General features: G+C 44.5%; 20 protein-coding genes, 5 tRNA genes, 1 pseudogene and 1 riboswitch. Of the genes and pseudogenes, 10 read left to right on the top strand and 16 right to left on the bottom strand.

Going from position 1 to position 24,085, the window contains the following annotated elements; translation table 11 throughout:
- Positions 1 to 696 (top strand): methionine ABC transporter permease, encoded by a 696-nt coding sequence (locus tag A9176_RS04150; RefSeq protein WP_077282183.1) that lies wholly within the window; start codon positions 1 to 3, stop codon positions 694 to 696.
- A 159-nt stretch (positions 697 to 855) separates the two neighbouring features.
- Here the strand turns inward: A9176_RS04150 and A9176_RS04145 are convergent, their stop codons facing one another.
- The 3 genes from A9176_RS04145 to A9176_RS04135 form a co-directional block, all read right to left on the bottom strand.
- Positions 856 to 1,563: a GntR family transcriptional regulator gene (locus A9176_RS04145; protein WP_077282182.1), complete on the bottom strand. Its 708-nt coding sequence runs from the start codon at positions 1,561 to 1,563 to the stop codon at positions 856 to 858.
- Positions 1,563 to 2,708, bottom strand: coding sequence for an N-acetylglucosamine-6-phosphate deacetylase (gene nagA / locus A9176_RS04140; RefSeq protein WP_077283232.1), 1,146 nt, complete (start codon positions 2,706 to 2,708; stop codon positions 1,563 to 1,565). Before nagA ends, A9176_RS04145 begins: the two co-directional genes overlap by 1 nt.
- A gap of 157 nt (positions 2,709 to 2,865) precedes the next feature.
- Positions 2,866 to 3,366, bottom strand: coding sequence for a phosphatidylglycerophosphatase A family protein (locus tag A9176_RS04135; RefSeq protein ID WP_019041383.1), 501 nt, complete (start codon positions 3,364 to 3,366; stop codon positions 2,866 to 2,868).
- A 111-nt stretch (positions 3,367 to 3,477) separates the two neighbouring features.
- Here A9176_RS04135 and A9176_RS04130 point away from each other — a divergent pair.
- Positions 3,478 to 3,549 (top strand) — tRNA-Gln (locus A9176_RS04130).
- Between the two features lie 98 nt (positions 3,550 to 3,647).
- Here A9176_RS04130 and A9176_RS04125 read toward each other — a convergent pair.
- Entirely contained in the window at positions 3,648 to 4,985 is a 1,338-nt protein-coding gene (locus A9176_RS04125) for a dihydrolipoyl dehydrogenase family protein (protein ID WP_068851741.1), read from the bottom strand.
- Between the two features lie 127 nt (positions 4,986 to 5,112).
- A riboswitch (TPP riboswitch) is annotated at positions 5,113 to 5,202 on the top strand.
- A 140-nt stretch (positions 5,203 to 5,342) separates the two neighbouring features.
- On the opposite strand from A9176_RS04125, the gene A9176_RS04120 reads away from it, so the two are divergent.
- Genes A9176_RS04120 through tenA form a run of 4 tightly spaced genes read left to right on the top strand, consistent with a single transcriptional unit; the run spans position 5,343 to position 8,667 of the window.
- Positions 5,343 to 5,924: an ECF transporter S component gene (locus A9176_RS04120; protein ID WP_029509570.1), complete on the top strand. Its 582-nt coding sequence runs from the start codon at positions 5,343 to 5,345 to the stop codon at positions 5,922 to 5,924.
- Positions 5,917 to 7,326 carry an ABC transporter ATP-binding protein gene (locus A9176_RS04115; RefSeq protein WP_077282181.1) on the top strand — a complete coding sequence of 470 codons (1,410 nt, stop codon included), beginning with the start codon at positions 5,917 to 5,919 and terminating at the stop codon, positions 7,324 to 7,326. Before A9176_RS04120 ends, A9176_RS04115 begins: the two co-directional genes overlap by 8 nt.
- Positions 7,323 to 7,985: an energy-coupling factor transporter transmembrane component T family protein gene (locus A9176_RS04110; RefSeq protein ID WP_068851735.1), complete on the top strand. Its 663-nt coding sequence runs from the start codon at positions 7,323 to 7,325 to the stop codon at positions 7,983 to 7,985. Before A9176_RS04115 ends, A9176_RS04110 begins: the two co-directional genes overlap by 4 nt.
- Before the next feature lie 10 nt (positions 7,986 to 7,995).
- On the top strand, positions 7,996 to 8,667 hold the full coding sequence (gene tenA, locus A9176_RS04105; RefSeq protein ID WP_068851732.1) for a thiaminase II: 672 nt from the start codon (positions 7,996 to 7,998) through the stop codon (positions 8,665 to 8,667).
- Positions 8,668 to 8,697: 30 nt separating this feature from the next.
- On the opposite strand, the gene A9176_RS04100 is transcribed toward tenA, so the two are convergent.
- On the bottom strand, positions 8,698 to 10,053 hold the full coding sequence (locus A9176_RS04100) for an MFS transporter (protein WP_077282180.1): 1,356 nt from the start codon (positions 10,051 to 10,053) through the stop codon (positions 8,698 to 8,700).
- A 153-nt stretch (positions 10,054 to 10,206) separates the two neighbouring features.
- Between A9176_RS04100 and A9176_RS04095 the strand changes: the two genes are divergently transcribed.
- Positions 10,207 to 11,166 (top strand): Dyp-type peroxidase, encoded by a 960-nt coding sequence (locus A9176_RS04095; RefSeq protein WP_077282179.1) that lies wholly within the window; start codon positions 10,207 to 10,209, stop codon positions 11,164 to 11,166.
- Between the two features lie 22 nt (positions 11,167 to 11,188).
- On the opposite strand, the gene A9176_RS04090 is transcribed toward A9176_RS04095, so the two are convergent.
- Positions 11,189 to 13,273, bottom strand: a complete 2,085-nt coding sequence (locus A9176_RS04090; protein WP_077282178.1) for a DNA topoisomerase — start codon at positions 13,271 to 13,273, stop codon at positions 11,189 to 11,191.
- A 370-nt stretch (positions 13,274 to 13,643) separates the two neighbouring features.
- Between A9176_RS04090 and A9176_RS04085 the strand changes: the two genes are divergently transcribed.
- On the top strand, positions 13,644 to 13,967 hold the full coding sequence (locus A9176_RS04085) for a hypothetical protein (RefSeq protein WP_068851720.1): 324 nt from the start codon (positions 13,644 to 13,646) through the stop codon (positions 13,965 to 13,967).
- A 93-nt stretch (positions 13,968 to 14,060) separates the two neighbouring features.
- A tRNA-Glu gene (locus A9176_RS04080) sits at positions 14,061 to 14,132 on the top strand.
- Between the two features lie 63 nt (positions 14,133 to 14,195).
- Here the strand turns inward: A9176_RS04080 and A9176_RS04075 are convergent.
- The 5 genes and pseudogenes from A9176_RS04075 to A9176_RS04060 form a co-directional block, all read right to left on the bottom strand.
- On the bottom strand, positions 14,196 to 14,468 hold the full coding sequence (locus A9176_RS04075; RefSeq protein WP_077282177.1) for a hypothetical protein: 273 nt from the start codon (positions 14,466 to 14,468) through the stop codon (positions 14,196 to 14,198).
- Positions 14,469 to 14,643: 175 nt separating this feature from the next.
- Positions 14,644 to 16,374: a DNA/RNA helicase domain-containing protein gene (locus A9176_RS04070; protein ID WP_242943243.1), complete on the bottom strand. Its 1,731-nt coding sequence runs from the start codon at positions 16,372 to 16,374 to the stop codon at positions 14,644 to 14,646.
- Positions 16,375 to 16,440: 66 nt separating this feature from the next.
- Positions 16,441 to 16,593: pseudogene (locus tag A9176_RS09045) on the bottom strand (helix-turn-helix transcriptional regulator); the annotation flags it as partial.
- Between the two features lie 96 nt (positions 16,594 to 16,689).
- Positions 16,690 to 18,081, bottom strand: coding sequence for a DUF2130 domain-containing protein (locus A9176_RS04065; protein ID WP_077282175.1), 1,392 nt, complete (start codon positions 18,079 to 18,081; stop codon positions 16,690 to 16,692).
- Between the two features lie 131 nt (positions 18,082 to 18,212).
- The gene (locus A9176_RS04060; protein WP_029509556.1) at positions 18,213 to 19,535 is read right to left on the bottom strand and encodes an APC family permease; all 1,323 of its coding nucleotides are present in this window, start codon (positions 19,533 to 19,535) and stop codon (positions 18,213 to 18,215) included.
- A gap of 290 nt (positions 19,536 to 19,825) precedes the next feature.
- Between A9176_RS04060 and A9176_RS04055 the strand changes: the two genes are divergently transcribed.
- Positions 19,826 to 21,007, top strand: coding sequence for an MFS transporter (locus A9176_RS04055; RefSeq protein ID WP_077282174.1), 1,182 nt, complete (start codon positions 19,826 to 19,828; stop codon positions 21,005 to 21,007).
- Positions 21,008 to 21,084: 77 nt separating this feature from the next.
- Here A9176_RS04055 and A9176_RS04050 read toward each other — a convergent pair.
- From A9176_RS04050 to hslO, 5 genes are all read right to left on the bottom strand, one after another.
- Positions 21,085 to 21,157: transfer RNA gene (locus A9176_RS04050), tRNA-Thr, on the bottom strand.
- A gap of 27 nt (positions 21,158 to 21,184) precedes the next feature.
- A tRNA-Asn gene (locus tag A9176_RS04045) sits at positions 21,185 to 21,257 on the bottom strand.
- A gap of 127 nt (positions 21,258 to 21,384) precedes the next feature.
- Positions 21,385 to 21,457, bottom strand: a tRNA-Asn gene (locus A9176_RS04040).
- 83 nt (positions 21,458 to 21,540) lie between these two features.
- Positions 21,541 to 23,022: a lysine--tRNA ligase gene (gene lysS, locus A9176_RS04035; protein WP_029509554.1), complete on the bottom strand. Its 1,482-nt coding sequence runs from the start codon at positions 23,020 to 23,022 to the stop codon at positions 21,541 to 21,543.
- Between the two features lie 116 nt (positions 23,023 to 23,138).
- A complete protein-coding gene (gene hslO, locus A9176_RS04030) occupies positions 23,139 to 24,035 on the bottom strand; it encodes an Hsp33 family molecular chaperone HslO (protein WP_010003864.1) in 897 nt (298 codons plus the stop codon).
- Positions 24,036 to 24,085: the final 50 nt, after the last annotated feature.

Below are 24,085 nucleotides of genomic sequence, written 5' to 3'. Positions count from 1 at the left end.
ATGCAGACATGGTTCGCACAGACATTTCCAAATGTGGTTTATCAAGGCTGGACTGGTGATACTGGTTGGCTAACGGCTATTAACGAAACACTCTTTATGACCTTCTGGTCTGCGCTATTTGGCGGTTTGCTTGGCCTGATTTTTGGGGTTGGCTTGGTGATTACAGCACCTAACGGGATCACCCCAAATCGCACGCTCTTTTGGCTGCTAGATAAAATCGTCTCAATCTTCCGTGCCGTACCGTTTATTATCTTGCTGGCCGCCATTGCGCCGTTTACGAAGCTCTTGGTTGGCACACAAATCGGGACAACCGCAGCGTTGGTACCGTTGTCACTTGGTGTCTTTCCTTTCTATGCGCGCCAAGTGCAAGTCGCTTTATCAGAAGTCGACGGCGGTATTGTTGAAGCCGCACAATCTGTAGGCGCCTCATTTTGGGATATCATCTTCGGCGTTTACTTGCGTGAAGGCCGTTCAGAAATCATTCGTGTCTCAACTGTCACACTCATTAGTTTAATTGGTTTGACGGCCATGGCGGGTGCCATTGGTGCTGGTGGTTTGGGTAACATGGCCATTTCTTATGGTTATAACCGTTTTGCCACAGATACGACCTGGTTTGCCACAATTCTTGTTTTGATTCTTGTCTTGATTGTCCAAGTGGTGGGGGATTACCTCGCTAAAAAGTTAAGCCATAAATAAGCACGCTTATCCAATATAGTCGCTTATAAAAAATGCTAATACCTCGCGTATTAGCATTTTTATTATTTTTGCAATAAATCCGTTACCTTTTATGAGTGCTGCACTCATCCTGATTTTTCTACCCACTAAAAAAGACTAGCATCAGCTAGTCTTTTGACGTTATCGCGTCAATGTAAATTCAAAACGTTCGCCCACATAATAGGAACGGACATATTCAAACGGTCGATCATTTTGGTCAAAAGAGACTTGACGAACCGTCAGCATCGCATCCCCACGCTTAATTTGTAACAATTCTGCCAGGCGTTCATTGGCCAAACTGGCTGAAATCGTTTGTTCTGCGTGACCTGGTTGCACGCCAGCCTTGCCTAACGTCACATATAATGATTCGGTCAGGTCATGCTTAGAAAAATTCGTCACGAGCTTGGCTGGCACCGTTGTCCGTTCAAGCAAAATGGGTTCGTCATCCCCCATACGCAACCGCTCCATCACAATGACTTCATCGTTTTGTGTCAGTTGTAAATGGGTCATTTCAGAGGCTGATGGTGATGTGACTTTATAACTCACCGTTTTCGTACGCGCCACGCGTCCTGTTGCCGCCATCAATTCCGTAAAACTGGTCATGCCTAAGGCACGTTCTGAAACTTTTTGCTCTGCGACATACGTCCCAGACCCAACTTTACGTTCCAATAAACCTTCGTCAACGAGTGTTTGTACAGCTTGCCGTAGTGTCATTCGTGACACATTAAAAGCTGCCGCCAATTCACGTTCGGCTGGTAGTCGCTTATGTGACTGCCATTCCCCTGCCTCGATGCGGGCTTTAATTTGATTATGAATTTGGATGTAACGTGGTGTCGCAGGTTTTGTCATTAATTCTTCCGTGCAAATCGACGACCCAATGAATACGTCGCCAATAATTGCATATCTTCCTTATTAAATAAATTAAAATCAGCATCCTTGCCAATCGCAAGTTCGCCCTTTTGGGTCAACCCAAATTCACGGGCTTGATTTACTGAACTCATTTGAACAGCAGCTTGGATATCAGCAGATGTCATTTCTTGGATGTTACGGAATGCATCATCATAAGCTAACACCGAACCCGCGAGATGGCCATTTTCAAGACGGGCTTGCTTATCTTTCACGATTACTTTTTGACCACCAAGTTCAGAAACACCGTCACCAAGGCCTTCAGCCCGCATGGAATCCGTAATGAGTTCTAACTGTTCAGGCCCCTTCAAACGAAAGGCCAATTCTAGCATATCAGGGGCGATGTGGAAACCATCAGCGATTAATTCCGCCGTGATTGATGATTCAAGCATCGCATGGCCCGTCACGCCTGGTTCCCGATGGTGGAGTGGTCGTTGCGCATTGTACAGGTGCGTCACGTGAGTCGCGCGTGAATGGGTCAATTGTTCACGTGTTGCATTGGAGTGCCCGACTGATGGGCGAATATTATGTGCCAACATAAAGGCTTCAAAATCAGGTATGCCACCGTTTTCGGGCGCATACGTCACTAAGCGAATCCGTTCACCAGATAAAGCATACCACTTTTTGAGCAATTCAGTATCCGGATCAACAATGTATTCTTCTGGCTGAGCGCCCATGAAGACCTTGTTAATGAATGGACCTTCCAAATGAATCCCCTGAATCACGGGGTTCGTCTTCGTCACTTGATCAATCGTCACCAAAGCGCGCTCAATATTTTCTGGGGATTGCGTCATGGTTGTGGGAAAGAGTGACGTAATCCCTTCGGTCACCATCAAGTTGACCATTTCATTAAGCTTCTCGGGATCCCCGTCCATCGTATCGAAACCATAGCCACCGTGCTTATGCACATCGATAAAACCGGGTACCACTAATCGGCCACTGGCCTCCTCAATGACTGTATCTTCAGCATCAGGGACAAAATCTGCCATATAACCGACATCTAAAATCGTATCAGAAAAACGGATATACGCATCTGGCATGTGCTTGTATCCTGTGTAAAGATCAATATTTTTCAATAATTTTACCATGATTATACGTGTCACAGTATCATCATTATTCAAATACACACATTGAATAATTTATCTGCTTAGACACTGCCTCCTTTTTCTAACTACCCTCATTATAATTGGTATAGACCGATTTTGCAAATCAAAATAAAACGCCGTAGCGTTAAATGGTGTGTGCCTAGTTCGTCACAATATTTCTCGCATAGTTATGCGCAATTTTTGAGGCCGCAGCAGCTGCTAAAGCGCCAGCAATATCATCTGCAAAAGTGGTGACGGCTGGCGTTGTTTTCCCCAAGCGATCCAATTCGCCTACTAACCCAACTTTTGTTTTGTCAATGTAACCATAATTGGTCACACCAATGGTGTCATAAGACATCGCAATGGCTGTCCCCAACGTTTCATCCACGCCAAAAAGTGAATCGTCCCCTTCAACTAAATCTTGCAAAGGTGATTCCAGCAAATGCGCTTCGGCCAAGCGATCCAATTCCAAAGCCACCCAAATTTGATGTTGCACGACACGCTTATGCAAAATACTAACCACCGCTTCTTCGACTTGTTCTAACGTCAAGTCAGGTTGATAGCGGTGTTGGTTTTCATACCCAATCAACGCAATCCCGCGAATCGTGATGCGGTGCTTTTTGAGTTTTTCGACAGTATTTTCATAAGTTGCGTATGCCATGATTGTTCTCCCTTTATTATGTCCCTAGTATAAACAATAAATCATGATTTGACAAAGCCCGTTTTGAGGCTTGCAAAATCTGTGTGAAGTCTGTAAAATATATAGAGTAATTGCCCCTTGGCCAAGCGGTAAGGCGGTGGCTTCTGGTGCCACTATGCGTTGGTTCGAATCCAACAGGGGCAATGTTAGCAGCAGTCTTCGGACTGCTTTTTTTGTGCCCTTTTTTACGTCAAAATGCGATCAAAATGAGCGAAAAAAGCCATCGTCTTAGACGATGGCTTTTAATAAAACGTTGCAAATTCTGATCCTAATGACGGATACGCATATAAGTTAGCTTGGGTTTCAGCCAACGTCCGCCGTTCATTAATGGCTGTGACAAAATAATTAATCACTTCTTCGGCTTCAGCAGCAATCACGCTCGCCCCAACGATATGGCCAGCATCATCGAGCACTGTTCGTACCCGCGCTGTATCATTGTAACGATAAAATGGCATGACTTGACTCATATCAATATCAGTTACCCGATACCCATTTGCCAGCCCTGCTTCAACGGATAAGCCAACTTGAGCAATATGTTGGGTACCAAATACTACAACTGGGATGGCTGGATAAGTAATGGGTGCAGTGGTTAACCCAGCAATGGCTTGCGCTACGTACCGGCCTTCATGGTTCCCAGTTGGTACTAACTTAGGGACTGGTGAACCGCCGACATCCCCAATGGCATAGATATGTGGGTTTGACGTACGCAAATGATCATCAACCGGAATTTCCGTCGTATCCCAGACCACACCGGCATTTTCAAGTTGTAATTGATCTGCATTGGCCACCCGACCAGCCGTTACAAAAACACGACCTGTCTCAAATTGTGTCCCATCGGTCAATGTCACTAGTAGACGTTCAGTTGGCATTTTCTCAATTTGTTGGACCGTTGCATTAAAGTACCAGGAAATGCCCGTTTCTTGCATGTCCGTGATCAATTGACGGACTAACGTTTGATCAAACGCCCGCAGTGCTGTCGGTCCGGCGGTCACAATCCGTGTGTGGGCGCCAGCAGCCTGCGTAATGTTGGCAAACTCCATTCCAATATACCCAGCGCCAATAAACGTGACGTCATCTGGCATCATTGGCAAGTTCAAAAAGGCTTCTGAATCTTGCGTCAATTCTGCCCCAGGAAACGTTAATGTTTTTGGGCGCTGTCCAGTAGCAATAACCCAATCAAGCGCTTTAATACGGTCACCTGTGTCACCAACTGTGACCGTATCGGCATTCACAAAAGCTACCCGACCATAAAAACGGGTAATGTCTGCCGTATCAAGTCCGCGTATTTTACGGGGTTCAACAGCATCAACATAACGCTGTTTGTGCGCCATCAAAGCTGACCAATCAATCGTTGACAAGCCTCGCAAGCCAAGATTTTGCAGGGCTGATTGCCGATGAATCCCTTCAACAGCCGCCAGCAAGATTTTCTTTGGATCGCAGCCGTAATTAGGGCACGTCCCACCCCATAAATAATCTTCTAAAATGACGACATTTTTGCCTAAAGCGCGCGCAGCATACGCCGCTGCAAGACCAGCTGGTCCGGCGCCAATGACCCCAACTTCAAATTCATATTCTGTCATGATTCACCTCGTTGCTCATATTATACCAGTATTTCTCAAACAAGATATGACATGACGGCATCCGCACGCTCATGAAAGTGTTTGCATAAACGATTGACTTATGTTAAATTTAACGTGTAGTTGAATATTTAACAATCTGGGGTGCCATTTGGCTGAGAAACACCCATTGAACCTGATCTGGTTAGTACCAGCGAAGGGAGCATTGCGCTTTAGTGTGTCTTTAAGTAAACGCATGGTTCATAAAAAGCCAGGCGTTTTTTTGTTGGCCAAAATTTGGCCGTTATCCGACACATCAAAACTGCACCATGCCAGACATAAGATACAAAACTACAAAAATTTTATGGAGGCATATTCATTATGCAAACGATTTCAAATTCTAAACGGCCACACTGGGCGTTACGCGATGTGTTACTGCTGGCTTTTGTCGCAGTCTTCATCGGCTTTATTTTCTGGATACTTGGTCCCGTCTATAATATCCTTGCGGCTGCTTTGACACCGTTAGGGTTGGCCCCCTTTGCCAATGATCTGTTGATTGGTGGCTGGATGATGGCAGCACCTTTGGCGAGTGTGTTAATCCGTCAGGCCGGTGCGGGTGTATTGGGTGAATTATTTGCGGCTACCGTTGAAATGTTAATTGGTGGCCAATGGGGCGTGTCCACACTACTTTCAGGCCTTGTTCAAGGTGTTGGTAGTGAAGCTGGTTTTGCGCTTCTCGGTTATAAAGATTGGCATTGGCGCGGTATTTTCGCTTCTGCCGTTACCGGCACCATTGTGACTTTCATTTGGTCACTCTTCCGTGACGGTTATGCCTCATACCATATTGGCCTACTTGTAGCCTTGTTCTTGACACGTTTTGTGTCACTCCTCTTCTTTGGTGGTGTCTTAGTCGTTGCCATCCAAAAACTGATTGAAAAAGCTGGTGTCTTACGTCGTGACTAATCTCGTTGTCCAACAAGTTAATTTTGCCTACGCTGATGTACCGGTTCTTAAGGACGTGTCGTTAACGTTACAACCTGGTAGCTTGAATTTACTTGTCGGCCCAAGTGGTAGTGGTAAATCAACCCTGCTTAAACTCCTGGCCGGTCTTTATCCAACCTTTAGTGGCGGTGAATTGACGGGCACATTGATTTTGGACGGCTATGCTGTACATGATATTGTGCCTTTTCAGCGGGTAGCACATATTGGTTATCTCTTCCAAAATCCCACCCGCCAATTTGTCATGAAGACACCGTTTGAAGAACTGCGTTTTAGCCTAGAAAATCTCCAGGTTGCACCTGAAGACATCACGCCACGCATCGAAGATGCCCTGACCCGCGTGGGCATGCGTGACTTCATGTGGCATGACTTGATGACCTTGTCCGGTGGTGAAAAACAAAAGGTGGCATTGGCCGCAGTCCTCGCAGCAGACAGCCATTTCTTACTCCTTGATGAGCCATTTGCTAACGTGGATCCCACGTCGCGACTGCAATTGATTCAGTTGATCAAAGCCTATCAACAAGCTGGCAAAACAATTTTAATTGCGGATCATGATTGGAGCGGTTACGCTGACGTTATCGATGATGTTTTCGTGATGGCTGATGGGGGATTGCACACCGCATCAGCTGACGAAAAAACAACGATTTTGTCCCAATTGCCCATCCAACCCACCGTTCACACCACCCAACCAGACGCTGTGATTGGCGACTTGGTGTTAGATCAAGTCACCCTCACCAATGGTGATCGCCTCTTACTTTCTGAAACATCACTCGCGATTCCCAAGGCCAAACGCACACTGATTACTGGGCCAAATGGTGTTGGTAAGTCAACGTTATTTTCGGCTTTGGTGAAGCTTTACCCTTACGGTGGTGATATATTGTACCAAAACCAATCACTCGCTAAACGCCGCATTGCACAACACGTTCGCGATGTCGCCCTTGTTTTCCAAAATGCCGAGCAGCAATTTGTCGCAATGACAATGGCAGAAGAATTGGCACAAGCACAGCAAATGAGCCGTTTCCCAGAAATTTGGACAGCCGATTTGCTCAATGACATCTTGGTACAGCTTAATTTGAGTCATGTGCGTGAGCACATCGTTTACCAATTATCTGGTGGGCAACAAAAAAAACTGCAAGTATTGCTCATGCTCATGACTGGCACGCCGGTTTTGTTATTTGATGAACCCTTGGCTGGCTTGGACAGTGCGTCACAGGCACAACTGTTAGCTGTCATCGCTGACATGACCACCAAGCAAAACCAAACCGTGGTGATGATTAGCCATCAATTACACGCAGTAACGGATTGGTTTGACTACCACTTAGTGTTTGAAGACCAGCAACTAACTTTTCGAGGTGACGCATCATGAACCCACTGATAAAATTTGGCGTGATTATGGTCATTGCTTTGGAATTAACCTTCATTAAAAGTGTGACAGTTAATCTCATCGTCATCGGTGTGAGTGCCTTGTTATACCTGATTTTGCATTTACGTTGGCGACAATGGTTATGGCTGTGCTTACTACCTGCCCTGCCAGGTCTTGGCTCTTGGTTCTCTCTGATGTACTTTGGTACCAGTGATCATGTCCACATGGCTTGGGTAATGCTATCCCGTGTGTACGCTTATCTCTGGCTGGGTGGTTTGTTCACGCTAAAGCTCAATGATGAACGCGATCTTTTCTTAGCCACCCTTGAGCAACGTGCGCACTTAAGCCCCACCTTTGTTTATGCCTTGGTTGGTGTATTGAATTTTATGCCTGCGGTGAAGCAACAAATTAACACAATTCGCGTGGCCGCTCAAATGCGTGGCATGACATTGCACGTTTGGGATCCTCAACTGTATTTTAAAGCCATTTTGTCTGCCATTCGTTGGTCACAGAGTTTGGCTGAGGGGATGGTCAGTCACGGTTTCACTGAAGGGGCGCAACGTACCCATCTGGAAACCGTCACGATTAACCGACGCGATTGGCTCATTGCTTTATGCATTCTGATCATTTTCCAACTACTATTGTTACCCCGTTGGTATTAAGGAGATTGTTATGACCTTTTCACAAGCGCTCTTAGGACGCGCCCAACCCATGATGAATGCCATTATGGTACACCCATTCGTTCAAGCCATCGCAGCTGGTACCGTACCAAATGACGTATTGAATTATTATGTGGAACAAGACGAGCATTATCTGAAAGATTATTTGCAAGTGACCGCCTTGACGATTACCAAAACCGATAATGTTGACGATATTAATCAGCTGTTGACCACTGCCCAATTTGTTCAAAATGAATCGCGCGCACATCAAGTGATGCTGGAAATTACCGGCCATACCATTGAAAATTGGCGACGCGAACCAGAAACAAAGCGTTATACGGATCATATGTATGCTTCGGCTTACCATGGTACTTACGCTGATGCCCTGGCAGCCCTTCTCCCTTGCGCGTGGAGTTATGCGGTCATTGGTGAGCAACTCGTTGACCAAGGTGCCAATAACGCCGACAACCCACTTAAAGAGTGGATCGAATTATATGCACCGCAGATGGCACCAGATACACCGGATTACAACGCTTGGCGTTTTGAAGCGTTAGATCGAGCGGTGGCGTCACTCACACCAACACAGCTTGAACACGTTGCCCAAACGTTCCTGTTCAGTTTAGAAATGGAATGGCGCTTCTGGGAAGCAGCCTGGCAACAAACCCACTGGCAATTCGAATTTTAATCAAAAAGCAGATCAATTGATTTGCTTTTTTTAGTCACCTTCATGACGTTTTAATTGTGTTGCCAATAACACACCAGCCACTGGTACCAAGATAAACCAGGCGGATGTGCGCGATAAGGCTTGCCCAATCGTCACCGTGGTGTTGAAATGACTAATCAACAATGTCGCCACAACCACGCTAGCTGCACCAATGACTTGACGCATGGTCGTAATTAGCGCAGTGCCATGACTCACCAATGACTCAGGGAGAACATTGTTAGCCGCCGTCACCGCCGGCATCATAACAAAGGCATTCCCACCTTCCAGCAATAAGGCTGCCAATAAGCCGACAACCCACGATTGTGTTCCAAATAACGCTAAGCCAGCATAGCCGACCATCATCATGGCCATGCCAATGTACACCAACTTTTTCAAACCAATTTGGTTCAGTAACCGACCAGTACGTGGATTCAACTGACTTAAAAATACCGCAGCGGGCACCATCAACAACCCCGACCACATCGGTGTGATGTTGAAAACGCGTTGATAGAATAAGGGCATGATCACCGTGGCGATAATCAAGCCAGAATATGAAATACCCGTTAGCAATAAGCCTGGGATATATCCGCGATAACGGAGTACTGATAAGTCTAAAAAGGGTTGTGCTAATTGACGTTGCCGAACAACAAACAATGTCAGCAGGCAAAGACTTCCCAGCAAAATAGCCCACCATAGCCAATTCATGCCCAGCGTTTCAATACTTGAAATCGCATACAAAACCCCACCAAAACCAATTAAACTCAGCGCTGACAGCCAGTCGAAGCGTGACGGTTGCATAACATGGGTATTTTGAATCAAGGGTTGTCCAAACGCAATCAAGCCTAATAAAATGACAAAAAAGAGCACAAATAACGCACGCCAAGAAACCCATTGGAGGACGACACCGGAAATAATTGGCCCCACGGCCAAAGCTGATCCCATGACTAAGCCGACAACCCCCATGGTCACGCCACGCTGAGCCGTTGCAGTATTTTCCAAAATGACACTTTGAAAAGTTGGAAACAACGCACCGACAGCTAACCCTTCTAGCAAGCGTCCAATAATAATGCCTTCAAACCGTGTAGCCAACATGGCCACCGCTGTCCCCGCCAAAAAAACAGCGACAATCCCATTTAACAACGTCCGCAACGTGACATTATTCAACAACCACGGACTCACCGGCATGACGAGGGTCATTGCTACCATAAATCCCGTCGTTAACCACTGAACCGTCCCCGCATCAACTTGAAAATTACGCATTAAAACGGGATATGCCGTCGTCATCGTTGATTGACTAATTGACATAGTAAAGGCAATTGCCAGTAATATGATGGCAAAAGGTGTTAATTGTCGGATGTTTTTAAACATATATCCTACCTCATTTTTCAACTGTCGCTTGTGTTGTTCTCATACTAAACTTTTTACCAAATTTAATCAAGTAAATTAGAATGATTCTTGATTAAGACGTTGAAAAGGTGTATGCTGACTGTGAACATAAAGTCATTAATGGAGGACGCACACATGCCTATTACCCCAACCAAAGCCCAAGATGTCTGGAAAGATGCTGGTGAACACGTACAATTCACTGTTTTAAAGCTCACGCGTGCCGATCAAAAACAGGCCCAAGCAGCGATTGCCGCATTTGCGGATCGCTCGCAAGCCATTATTCGCTCATTGCGAATTCGTGATTCGCATTTATCAGCTGCTTCTGGTTTAAAAGTCGCCTTTGGCTTTAGCCGTGAAGCGTGGGTTTATCTTTTCCCAAATGCACCAATCCCAGCCGAATTGGAAACTTATCAGACTTTAACTGGCCCAAATTATAGTATGCCAGCGAGTGAAGGTGATTTATTCTTCCACATTCGCGCCAGCAACGAAGCGGTTGTTTATGAAGCACAGACCCAATTTATGCGTTTCTTAAAGGACTTTACCACTGTCGTCGATGAAACCAAGGGATTCCGTTACTTTGAAGGTCGTGCTATTATTGGCTTTATCGACGGCACTGAAGCCCCTGCGGTCGAAGATGCAGCCGAATATGCCATTATTGGTGATGAAGATCCGCAATTTATCAATGGTTCCTACGCCTTTGCACAAAAGTGGCGGCATAATATGGACTTTTGGCACCACCTAACCACTGAAGAACAAGAAAAAGCGGTCGGTCGGGAAAAGTTTTCTGATATTGAATTAGAGGACGACGAAAAATATCCAAACGCACATAACGTTGCCTCAAAGTTTGAACCTGATGGGGTTGAACAAAAGATTATTCGGATGAATGTCCCTTACTCTGACCCTGCTTCGGACAATACCGGCACTTATTTTATGGGCTATGCCCGTCATTGGACTGTGACAAAAGGCATGTTACAAAATATGCTCGACAAGTCGGACTATTTGCTACAGTTTTCTGACATTCTGTCTGGCCAACTCTTCTTCATTCCGTCACGTGATTTATTAGCAGCCATCGCCGATGGTGAATTCCAAGACTAAAAAAAGCCTGATCATCATGAGATCAGGCTTTTTTGGGATTTGGCTTTAATTTAAAGCCGTAAAATGTGCTGCCTTTATAGGTTTGTTTTGCCAATTTACCGGTGGCTGTGTACAACTTACCGCGCTTTGACTTGGCTTCAAAGCTAATTTCTGCCCCGCTCAACAGCTTGGTCAGTTCATCATCTGTAAAGACATGCCCACTCCATTCTTTGGCAAACGTGATTTCTTCACCTTTGAACGTGGCAGTCATTTTCTCGCTGACTTTGCGCTTTGGTGTTGGTTTAGGCTGCCCAAGTTGCGCCGTTAATTGTTCCGCATTGGCTAACATGATTGGCATATCATGGGTCACCACTTGGGTCACGGATTCGAGTAACTTTGGCATGGTCATCTCAAATTGGCCCACTTGATCCATCATTTCAAATAACCGTTTGGTGATTTTCGGTGACGCAATCCAAGTATCTTTCACCATCACCGCAGACACGTTGCCTGTTTCGGTGAGGGTCAATTTCCCACGTGTTTCTTTAATCATAGCTTTGGTGCCTTTGCTCATGTCAGATAAAGTTGAGACGCGGGTCGCCCCTGTCCCCACGTTATGCTTCTCCAAAAAAGCCATGATCCATTTCGTCGTTGGCGCTTGCGGCTTCTTGTTCGCACCTTCGTGCAAATAAGGTTGCGCCAGTGGCCCTAACTGGCCACTCGCCACGTCTTCTTCGGCATCCTCTTCAACTTTTGTAGCACGTTGGGCATCATAGACTGCTTTGAAATTTAACGCAATCGGCACGTTATACGCCGTTTTAAAGTCTGGGTAGTCCGCCAGATTGGCAGTTACATGATCATAGACATAATCTTCGGCTAACATGGCCAAATAGTTCTTGGCAATCACTTCATAAATGGCTGAGGCACTAGGCCCAAATTTGGCCAAACTGGCTAACGTTGTCGGGACGTTTTCCCCTGGTCGGTTGGCCCCGTGGGCGCCTTTGGCTTTCACATGGGTTGGCCGTGGTTGCCGATGGGTGAGTAACCCTGTATCGACTTGGACCACCTGGGCAATTTGATCAATTTTTGGCAACAATTCATTAAATTGCTCTGGTGTGACCGTCTTGTCTTCCGTTCGTGGATAAGACACCACTTGGGCTTCATACATCTTTTGATACGTGCCCAGCACCTCTTGGGCAGAAAAGCCACGCGGTGCCAAAATGGCGGCTAAGCCAGCCAAATCTAACAATTTTCCTGGGGCTTGCGTTCGTGTCTGGTGGTTTTCATTGACGACCGCACTCTCATGATATTGGGCCAAATCTTGTTGCGCAGCCGCTTTTGTTGGAAAGCGCCAAGGGATCACATCCCCTTCTGGGGTGACTCGACCAAACACGTGGCCGGCGGGATCTTTGAACTTCACCTCAAAATACGGCTTTTTAACATAATTTTTAATCGCTTCTAGTTGCGCATAGATTTGCCAGACAATGACTGACTTTAGTCGCCCCTCACGTGCGACCACCTTAAAACCTTGTTTTTTAGCCGCGGTGGTCGCGATACGAGTGAGTTGCATCGAGGCAAAATCCCAACGGTTGCGACTTTCCCCTTTAATATAGTCGCCATCTTGTTGCTTATCGGACACGTCGCGAAGCTGCGTCATCGCGGCTTGAATGCCTTTGACGGACTCATCCATAAAGTTCGCCCGCAGGACTTGACCGCGCCACTTGATGGCGTCCAACGCTTCCCAAGCCAACAACTCGCCTTCACCCGACGGGTCCGTGTCGGTGGCGATGACAATGGCATCATAGCCGTTTTTAGTTTCTTTTTTTAAATCATCGACCAATTGTTTCGTCGACTCGATTTTCCCCGTGCGGAAATTGCGTTGCCGAATGTAGGTGTGTTCCCATGAAAAGTCAGCCAGATCCCAAGGTAAATGCTTAATGAGCCAGGACTTGTAGCGTGGCTTCAGCGCATCAGCGACCATTTCTTCAGGGTCTTTTAAGGTCATCACATGACCCCGTAAATTGGTAATTTTATAGTTAAATTGGTTAAATGTGCCAGTTTGGCCACCAAGTGCTTTCACAAAGTTGGCGGCAGCGGATGGCTTTTCCGTGAGTATCAGGTAATTGGGCATGCGTTGTCAGTTGCCTTTCATTTACTTACCTTACTATTTTACCAGATTTAACTTCAGCGTTAGTTATGTTGTGGTGGCTAGCTTGCTAACAACGCACGTAACAGAAACGGACTAAATGCAAACAAAGAAACGTCATACTATTCCCTTTGTTGACAATATCTTTTTGCTTGTGATACACTACTTGCAACAATTAAATCACGTGTTATATCGAGAGCTAGTGAGTGATTACACACTTTGACCTAGCAGCAACCTACCTTTTGGCAAGGTGCTCCACTGTAATTGGATATACGTCACTTTTAAACGTGTTCGTATATCGAGCACGTTTTTTATTTGTTTAATTAGTCCTTTTGACGTTAAACAGGAGCAATACATGACAACACTAACCTTAGACGCAGCGCTTCGCCAGCAAGCCTTGACCCAACTTGAAATTGCGCAAGTCCTGACGCTGCCCGATGTCACCCCAACTGATCTCGTGCTGATGGCCCAAGCCAAGCAAGATCCTAAATTACTAGCCCAAATCCAACAGGTTGCCGAGTCACAAGCAAATGACTACCTCACCCGTTATCAAGCGATACAACATGCCAACGGTTTCGCCGCTTTTCGTGGCCGTCAGCAGTTCAAAGCACAATTAAGCGAACTCCTGCCACTCCTCCCCGAGACGCAACAACAGGCTATTCAAAAAATTTGTCATTAATTCAAAAAAATCGCAAAAAACGCTTGACGCCTGCCGTGAAACTTGTTATGATATTATATGTTGTTTGATAGTAATTCAGACATCACTGACCATGGCTCGTTGGTCAAGTGGCTAAGACGCTGCCCTTTCACGGCGGAATCGAGAGTTCGATTCTCTCACGAGCTATATCAAGTCGCAACTTCGGTTGCGGCTTTTTATGTTGTTTTAAACGTCATAAAAACGCCAAACCTAATTTTTCAGGTTTGGCGTTTTTTCATATTTTCTATCTTTACTTAACGTCAGTAAGCCTAAAATGATAAATGACATCGGGAATATCAAAACCGGTAGTGCAAAAGGATGCCTCATCATCAACAATGTATAACCAAATAACATAATCCCAATGCCAACAATCAGCCACCCGCGATAGGGATAAATCACCCGCATCGGTTTCGTATGCTTAAGTCGTTTGCCCAAAATTGTTGCGAAAGCAAATAATATTAGTGGCCATACTAACTGCGTCATCACAACTCCCCGTCAATAGCAACGATAAAAGCTAATCGTTTTTGCGTGTCAATATTGGTTATATTATAACATTTGTAATCGTTTTAACAAGCGGTGGCGCATTATTATAATATTTCGCATTACTCCTCTAAAATTGCATCATAGCACCGATATTTCATACCGTCTTTTTACTGATTTAGTCTATCGTTGCCTGATTTAGCGTAACCAATTTTCTTCTCAAGTCATCATTTACAGCATAAATATAAAGGCCATGTACACCGCGTGTCAGCAAAACATTGACAACATTTTTTAGAAATGCTTTATTTTCGGCAGTATTATACGTCCCGTTTTGTTTTCGCATTTTAGAATGATCAAACGAATAATCAGCGTCAATATCTAACGCGTTTGTTGCTTCGTTCCAAATAACTGACGGGCCTAAAATCACACCAACATAATTCAAATCAATCCCTTGAACTGTAAAATCACTACCAACTTCGCCGATACTTTCGGCAATTTCTTGCCACGGTATCTGCTTATTTTGCGCTACTTTAACTTGCGGTAATTCAAGATTCCAGGGAACAACTTCACCACCAAAATTTACTGTCCAATATTGTCCATCTTTTGGTCTTGACTGTTGCGAATATTGCCAATCGTATGTCGCTACAAGTCTGCTTAATCCAACTGCTGCGTTTTGTTTTTCAATAGCAGTTTTAAAATTTTTCGCACTATCAAAAAATTTAATTTGATATGTCTCATCAGTTGGTGGCAGAATCAACGAATTTTTTTCAAAATGGGCTAAATTTTCAATCCATTGTTGCGTTTCTTGGTTGGCTTGTATCCGCCACTGATTTTTCAAGTAAAGGGTTGTCGTTTCTGGCCCATTAACCAACTGCCATAGTGTATCATTATCACTAATATTGTTTCTCACCGATGTTACCTGTTTTGGATCATAAACCAATACCATTGTACGCGCTAATTCATGTAGGGCCTGTAAATCTGGTTGCCATTTGGCTTTGTTAACACGCCCGTAATTACCACTCCATAAGAGATGTGCCTCATCTACCAAAAGAACATCAACCGGTTCGCCTCTATTAATAAATGTCGGTACATCCATCACAACATCTTTACCCATATTTAATTTACGCGCAATTTGTTCATAGGTGCGCCGTTGTTGTTCATGACGCACTAGTAGCACAACCGTAGCATCATGTTTGGTTTTTTTATCCAGATTTAATACCGGATACGGGTTTTGCCAAATTTCATAAAAAAGTTGCGACATCAGCACAGTCTTTCCAGAACCCGCAAGCCCCTGTATCTTAATAATCTTGTTATCCCAACCATTGACTAAGGTCTCTGCTATTGTTAAACCAATGCGATTTTTTGCCTTTTCTTGTTCTGGACTTAATGATTTAAAGGGACTATTAGCAAAAAGGGCTGAATTTTTGACAGATTCTAAACTTGATACAATATTTTCCTGACGTAGCCGCTCCCATATTTCAGGAAAAATGCCAGACCGATAGGCTTCTCGTTGATAAAAATCATTAGATAAACCATTGTTACGACCATTATAAATTTTTTCAAACTTGTCATCACCTAACAAGTAGTCCATGAACATTTGTTCAATTTCTAATGTCGCTGATTTATTGAATTTTGAATGCCCAATAATGTGTAATGATTCGTTGTGCTCGTCGGAAACAGCCTTAATCTCATTAAGCTTATCTTCCTGTGCACCCAAGTGTTCAATTGTTCGACGCACAATCGCAATCGCCTCGCCTACATAAACTAGCTGTTTAGTCCGCTTGGTATGTTCATTTGTTCGTTTTCCGATCCCTAAATAAACTGTTGGATAGTTGGTTAAGGTCGTATTTTGAGCAGTCATTGCAAAATTTTTAATAGCGTCTTTCGAGTAATCAATCGTCTTGATCATTAAATTACCGCTATCAATAAAGCCAAATACGGATAATATTTCATGCGCATTAAAACCAAGAAACCCAAAATAATCTGCTAGTAGGTCATTTGGAATCGCACGTTTATTTTTCTCCCAATTTTGAACAGCTTGTCGTGTGACATTCAAAAAACGTGCGACATCATCTTGTGTGTAGCCTTTATTTTCTCTTTTTTGCTTAATTAACTCATACAATTTCATAGCCTAATTATCTCAAAACAGGCCAAAACAAAAAGCAACGATTTGTTGCTTTTTGTTTTGCTATTTTACCAAATTTACTGATGGTTAACTTTTAGCCTACTCCCCCAAAAGCGCGTCAAACTTCGCTTTCATCGTTGGGTTGTTTTTCGTTAATTTCTTAACGCTGACGTCTTCTAGCTTGTTGTTCGCCAAGCGGAGTTGGTTTTCTGATGTCGTGAGGGCTTTTTTAACAGCTTCCATCCGCGCAATTGACTTGTCAATTTCTTCAATCGCCTTTTTAAAGTTATTTGAGGCACTTTGATAATTCTTACCGAAAGCATTTTTGAAGTTCATCAGATCACTTTCAAAATGCGTGATATCAATGTTTTGTTCACGGACTTGTGCAAGTTCCTGCTTGTACGCAACCGTGTTCAGAGCAGCATTACGTAACACCCCGATGAACTGAATAAAGAATTGCGGGCGAATGACATACATTTTCTCATAGTTTGGTACTTGTACAATACCGGTATTATACAGGTCACTATCCGCTTCCAGCATTGATACCAATACGGCATACTCGGTCTTCTTTTCGCGGCGATCTTTATCTAGCTCCTTGAAAAAGTCAGCATTCTTATGCTTGGTTGCCGTCGTATCGGCTTCGTTTTTCATATCAAACATGATGCTGATAAATTCCAACCCATCTTGATAATCACGGAAAATAAAGTCACCCTTAGAGTTGGTTTCCGATAACGTATTATCCTTTTCAAAATAGGCATTAGGAAAGGCATAAGACCGAATCTTGCTAAATTCAGTCATCGCGTATTGTTCCAAACTTTCGCCAATTTCCTTGGTCGATTGCCGTGCCTTAAAATCCTTATAGAATTCAATTTGTTCTTGGGCGACTTTTAACTGCGCTTCAAATTGGTTCTGCACGTTCGTTAGTTCTAACTGTTGTTTTTGTTCTGTCAATTCCAACTGCGACGTCAATTCCGCCAGCTTCTTATCCTTCGTTGCCAATTCGGCTTGCACGGCTGCATCCTTTTTAACCAATGCGGTTTCCAATTCGGCTTGCCCTTGTTGTTTGGCCGCGTCGATTTTAGCCGTTAATTGCGCGATTTCTGCGTCTTTTTTAGCTAGGGTGTCTTGGACAGCCAACTCCTTTTGCACGAGCTGAGACTGCAATTCTGCGGCGTTCTGCTGCATTAAATTATCTAACTTGGTCTCTAACGCGACAATTTGTTGCGCCTTCTCGTTCAACTCAGCTTGCATGGTCTGTTTTTGTGCTTGCAAGTGATTTTCCAGCTCAACGGCAGCTTGCTTTTCTTGTTGTTTAAGCCATTCTGTCCGTGCTTGCGTTAATTTATCTTCTAAAATGTCAGCAATTTTCCCGTTGACAATACTTGTATCGATATTTTGTTCATCCGTGAGATCAATCACATCCCCAGCATGGGCGTCTTGGTCAAGAACGAGTTCGGTTTGCGATGCAATATGAAATTTAACTTTTGTCATGATGATCTACCTCTATCAAATGCACATCTCAATCGATGGGCTACTGCTTTCATTATAGCAAACCTGACGCTTGTTCCGAGTTGTCGGGTGTAACAAAAAAGCACCTGACAACTCAGGTGCTTTGCTTAATCTCATTTTTGATGCCGTTTCCGGTAGAAATAGAGTGGTAGCCCAACCAATGTGGCTAACACACCGCTCATGGCCAATTGGAACTGCGTCAACAACGTCATGACAATAATGAATACCCCACCCAAAATAGCAATAATTGGAATAACAGGGTAAAGTGGCACACGGTATGGTCGTGGCAAGTCCGGCTCATCGCGACGGAGCTTAATGACCGCCACTAGGACTAACGTGTAGAAAATCCAGATGACAAAGATTAACATATCCGTTAACATGTCAAAGCCACCGACAAACATTAAGCCAATTGACACAATCAATTCAAAGATTCCCGCCACATACGGAATCTTAAAGCGGTTCAATTTGAGTAATTGATTTGAAAATGGCAGACTGTTTTCCAAGGCCATCGCATATGGCAAACGCATACCCGTCATCGTAAAGCCGTTCAACGTGCCATAAATTGAAATCAAAATACCGATGGTAATTAACTTCCCACCAAAGCCACCAAAAATGACTTGGGCAGCATCCATCGCCGTGTTTTCATTACCTTGAATGTCTTGGAATGGCAAGGCATGCAAGAAGGCATAGTTCACCAGCAAATAGATAATCATGATACCAAACAAACCACCTGCAATTGCGCGTGGCAAGTCGCGTGAAGGATGCTTCATTTCACCGGCAATGTTACCGACGTGAATCCAACCATCATAGGCATACATCGTGGCCAACAAACCACCACCCAAAGCAGCAGCCCAACCACCAACTTCATGTCCTGGTGTCACGGGGAACAACGACACATCGACGCCCCCTGGCTGCAACAACCCAAAGATAATAATCAAGGCCAATGGAATCAGCTTACAGAACAAAGTCACCGCTTGGAACTGGCCGGCCACCTTTGAACCAAGCATGTTAATTAGCGCAACTGAGACCAGTGCGGCAACGCCTGAAGGAATAATCGCGCCCGCGCCCAAATGCAATAGATTGGCGACTTGTGTCCCAAAGATGACCCCTTTAGCCGCAATACTCGCTGGGAAATAAATAATGATTTGCGCCCAACCGAGCAAATAACTCGCCAACTTACCGTATGCGCGCTCGATATAAACAAGCATTCCACCGGTCTGTGGTAAAGCCGCTGCCAATTCAGCGCCAGTTAAACCAGCCGCTAAACTAATCAAGCCACCAAGCAACCAAACAAATAACGACATGCTAGTTGAACCTGTAGCTGACGCCACACTTGAGGCTTTGTAAAATACGCCGGCCCCAATCACTGTGCCCATCACAGTCGAGATTGCCGGTACTAACGTCATGGTGCGATTAAGTTTTTGATCCGTCGCCATGTTTATTCCCCTGTTTCACTCTAAAAATAGCATTACATCTTTCAATCATACCAGTTTAAGAATGACAAACCCATAACATTTTTAAATATTTAAACGTTTTTAAACAACCCAACGGCTCATGACCACTGCCATAGTTTGACAACCGCCCCACCAATTGATAAGGTAAAGACAATAGGTTGATGACAGGCTTGGTCTGCGTCAACACCGCATCGTTAGCAAAGTTTGGACGTCTATCTCATGGCGTCCACTTTTTTATACAGATGCTAGTACAACACAAGAAAGGATGGTTTATGACAAGTATTCAAAAACGTGCACTTTATTTACTCGTGGGTTCGCAATTATTGATTATGTTAGGGATCGGCTTGGTCATCCCAGTTGAACCTTATATTAAAACAGAAATGGGCCTCACGGCAATGGATATGGGAATTATGGCGGCCTTATTTGCCGCTGTGCAATTTATCGCCTCGCCCATTATTGGACGATTATCCGACAAGTTTGCCCGCATCCCCATCATTGCGGCTGGCCTGTTGCTTTTTGCCATCTCTGAAGCTGTTTTTGCCATCGGTATCGGCCAATCACTCTGGTATCTAAATTTTGCCCGTGTGCTTGGTGGTTTAGCCGCCGCCTTATCGATGCCATCCATTACCGCGTTAGCCGCTGATATGACTACCCTGAAAAATCGCGCTCGCGTGATTGGTTGGTTATCCGCTTCTTTTAGTGGCGGGATTATTTTGGGGCCCGGCATTGGTGGTGTGTTAGCCAATATTAACCTCACCTTCCCCTTTTATGGATCTGCTGTTATGGGATTGATTGCCTTTATTGTCTTCATCTGCTTCATGCCAGCTGAATCACAACTACGCTTACACCAAGATCCAACAAAGCCCGAGGCTGAGCTCGCAGCGCCAGCGTCTAACTTTTGGTCAGTGGCCTTAGTGATGTTGCTTCTGATGATTTTGGTGGCTTCCTTTGGTCTGGCAGCCTTTGATAATATGTTCTCACTTTATTTCCATGATGTCCGTGGTTTTGATTTAGCGGAAATCGCTTGGTTCTTAATCGTCAATGGTGTCATGTCACTGATCTTCCAAGTGGTCTTCTTTGATGCGTTAGTCCGCCACCTCGGTGAATTACGAGTAATTCGGTTAAGCTTCATTGCCGGCTTTGTCGCCATTATTTGGATTTTATTTGCCCAAAGCAAATGGGAAGTCTTTATCGCTACCCTAATTGTCTTTGTCGGCTTTGACGTCTTACGGCCTGCCATTACCACGCTGCTCTCTCACGTCAACGAAGCACAACAAGGCTTAATTAACGGCCTTAATATGTCCCTGACGAGTATCGGTAACATTGTCGGTCCCATTCTAGGTGGTGCCTTACTTGATATCGACGGTAGTTTACCGTATGCCTTTGTGGCCGTTATTTTAGCCATTTCCAGTGTGTTAACCTTAACCGTTCGCTTTAAACCTAAAACCGTCTAACCAGTTGATAGACAACTGGTTTTTTTGCGACAAAAAAGCATGATCACTTGGATAACAGTGATCATGCTTTGACGGGATGCCGACGAGAGGATTCGAACCTCCGACCCCAGGTTTACGATACCCGTGCTCTACCAACTGAGCTACATCGGCAAGTCGATAACTTTAAGTTATCGGATACTCCGACTGCCGGGCTCGAACCGGCGACAACCTGATTAACAGTCAGGTGCTCTACCAACTGAGCTAAGTCGGAATAATTGCTTAACACAACTATTTAATTATGCCAGCTTTGCCATATTTTGTCAACACTTTTTGACGAAAAAATGCGCTAAAAAATGACACAAAAAAAGCAAACCATTTAAGGTTTGCTTCTCATAAAACTCCGACTGCCGGGCTCGAACCGGCGACAACCTGATTAACAGTCAGGTGCTCTACCAACTGAGCTAAGTCGGAATAATTGCTTAACACAACTTAATTATTATATCTAATAATCCATCGTTATGTCAAGCCTTTTTATCATTTAAATTGAAAATATTTTAACGCATTGTTGGGAACAACAAAACATCACGAATCGTGTCAGAGTCTGTTAGCAACATCACCAAACGATCAATTCCGATACCCAAACCACCTGTTGGTGGCATACCGTATTCCAAAGCTTCGATGAAGTCTTCATCAATGTTTTCGGCTTCATCGTTACCATTTTCGCGTTCGGCCACTTGGGCTTCAAAACGGGCACGTTGGTCGATTGGATCGTTCAATTCTGTAAAGGCGTTACCATATTCGCTACCCATAATGAATAATTCAAAACGGTCCGTAAAGCGTGGGTCTTCTGCATTACGCTTAGCCAATGGTGACACTTCAACTGGGTGACCATAGACAAATGTTGGTTGTACCAACGTGTCTTCAACGAATTCTTCAAAGAATGCATTGATAATGTGACCAACACCCCAATACTTTTCGTACTTCACGTGATGTTCATCAGCCAACTTTTGAGCGTCTTCAACAGACATGTCTTGCCAGAAATCAACCCCTGTTTGTTCCTTAATTAAGTCAACCATGTGCTTACGGGCAAACTTTGAGCCAAGATCAATTTCTGTCCCTTGGTAAGTAACCTTCAAGTCATCGGAAACAACAGCGGCCGCTGCCTTGAAAATACCTTCCGTTTCATCCATCACATCGGTAAAGTCCATGTACGCCGCATAAGTTTCCATGGTTGTAAACTCAGGGTTGTGCTTAGGGTCCATGCCTTCGTTACGGAAGATACGGCCAATTTCATACACACGTTCATAACCACCAACAACCAAACGCTTCAAGTACAATTCTGTGGCAATACGCATGTACATATCAATATTAAGCGCGTTGTGGTGCGTGATAAATGGTCGTGCCGCAGCACCACCAGCTTCAGTTTGCAAAATTGGTGTTTCCACTTCCATGAAGTCTTGTGAATCCATGTAAGCGCGAATAGCTGAAATAATCTTTGAACGCAATTGGAACTTCTTGAATGAGTCTTCATTGGCAATCAAATCCAAATAGCGCTTGCGGTAACGTGTTTCCACATCGGCAATACCATGGAACTTATCTGGCATTGGACGCAAAGCCTTCGTCAAATGTGTCAATTCAGTCACCAAAACCGTTAATTCACCGGCTTCAGTCTTCATCATAATCCCCTTAACACCAAGGAAATCACCAAGATCTGCCCGCTTAATGATTGGGTAGTTATCACCCAAATCGTCACGCTTAGCATAAATTTGAATCTTACCAGAAACATCACGCAAGTCAGCAAAGATGATCTTACCAGCGCCACGCTTAGCAATCATCCGACCAGCAATCACAACTTCATGTGGTTCAGCTTCTAATTCTTCTAATGTACTGTTATCATACAAGTCATGCAATTCTTGCGCCTTTGCTGTGCGCTCAAATCGCTTACCAAATGGATCCAAATGTAAATCGTCAACAAGCGTTGCCAACTTCTGGCGACGGGCCAACATTTGATCGTTGAGGGCTTTTTCTTCTGCCATATGTTTAGAGTGCTCAAATTGAGCACGTTTCCTCCATTATATTCTGGCGATACTCACCAGTTGTCAAAGTTTTCACTAACATTAACTATACCAAAAATTAGAGACAACCTCAAAGGTTAGTCACGATTATTCTGGTTGATTTCAGCGACAATCTCACGCAATTCATCAGCTGTGAAGAAGTAACGCTTACCTGAGAACTTCCCCACAATTTCCGCGCCGCCATCTTCATCAATCATGGCTTGGACTTCTTCAGCTGGCAACGTTGTCAACATCTCACGATAGGCTGCCTTCGTTGGTTCTGCTGCCAGACCAACCCCAGCGACTTGCAAAACGTCAACTTCGCCTTTGCCAAAAATTTCTTCTAACATTTCAAGCGGCGTGTAGCCTTCAACCAACATTTCAGTCAACGGCTTCATGACCTTGAGCGCCGCTTCTAATTCATTAATCGCCTCATCAGTTGCATCCGGCAAAGCTTGTACAAGGAAGCCACCAGCAGCCCCGACCGTGTCGTCTTGATTCATGTAAACCGAAACGCCGACAACGGAAGGAATTTGTTCTGATTGTGCCAAATAGTACGTGAAGTCATCCCCAATTTCACCGGAAACCAGCTGACTTTGGCCAATGTAAGGATTAGCGTAAGGCGCAAACTTAGTGATTTGCAAGAAACCATTTGTGCCAACTGCTTTGGCCACATCGAGTTGTCCCGCATCATCAAAGATAGGTTCAAGTTGTGGATTCGTCACATACCCCCGCACACTCCCCTTTGCGTCAGCTTCGACCACCACATTACCGATTGGCCCGCGACCATTAATTTGAATGGCTAATCGTTCTTCCCCCTTCAACATTGATTGTGCCGTCAACGTTGTGGCCAACAAGCTACGGCCTAATACAACGGATGCTAAGCGACTTGTATCATGGATTTCGGCCGCTTCACGCACCATATTTGTGCCGTTTAAAGCATAAGCACGGAAAAACTTATTCTTGGTCACTGTTTTAATGAATTGATCTGACATGTTATACCCTCTATATTTACTGTGAACGTCGTCACACCCTAGTTAAAAAC

The organism is Leuconostoc garlicum (genome assembly GCF_001998805.1).
GTDB lineage: Bacteria > Bacillota > Bacilli > Lactobacillales > Lactobacillaceae > Leuconostoc > Leuconostoc lactis.
This window is presented reverse-complemented; position numbering and strand designations above follow the sequence as displayed.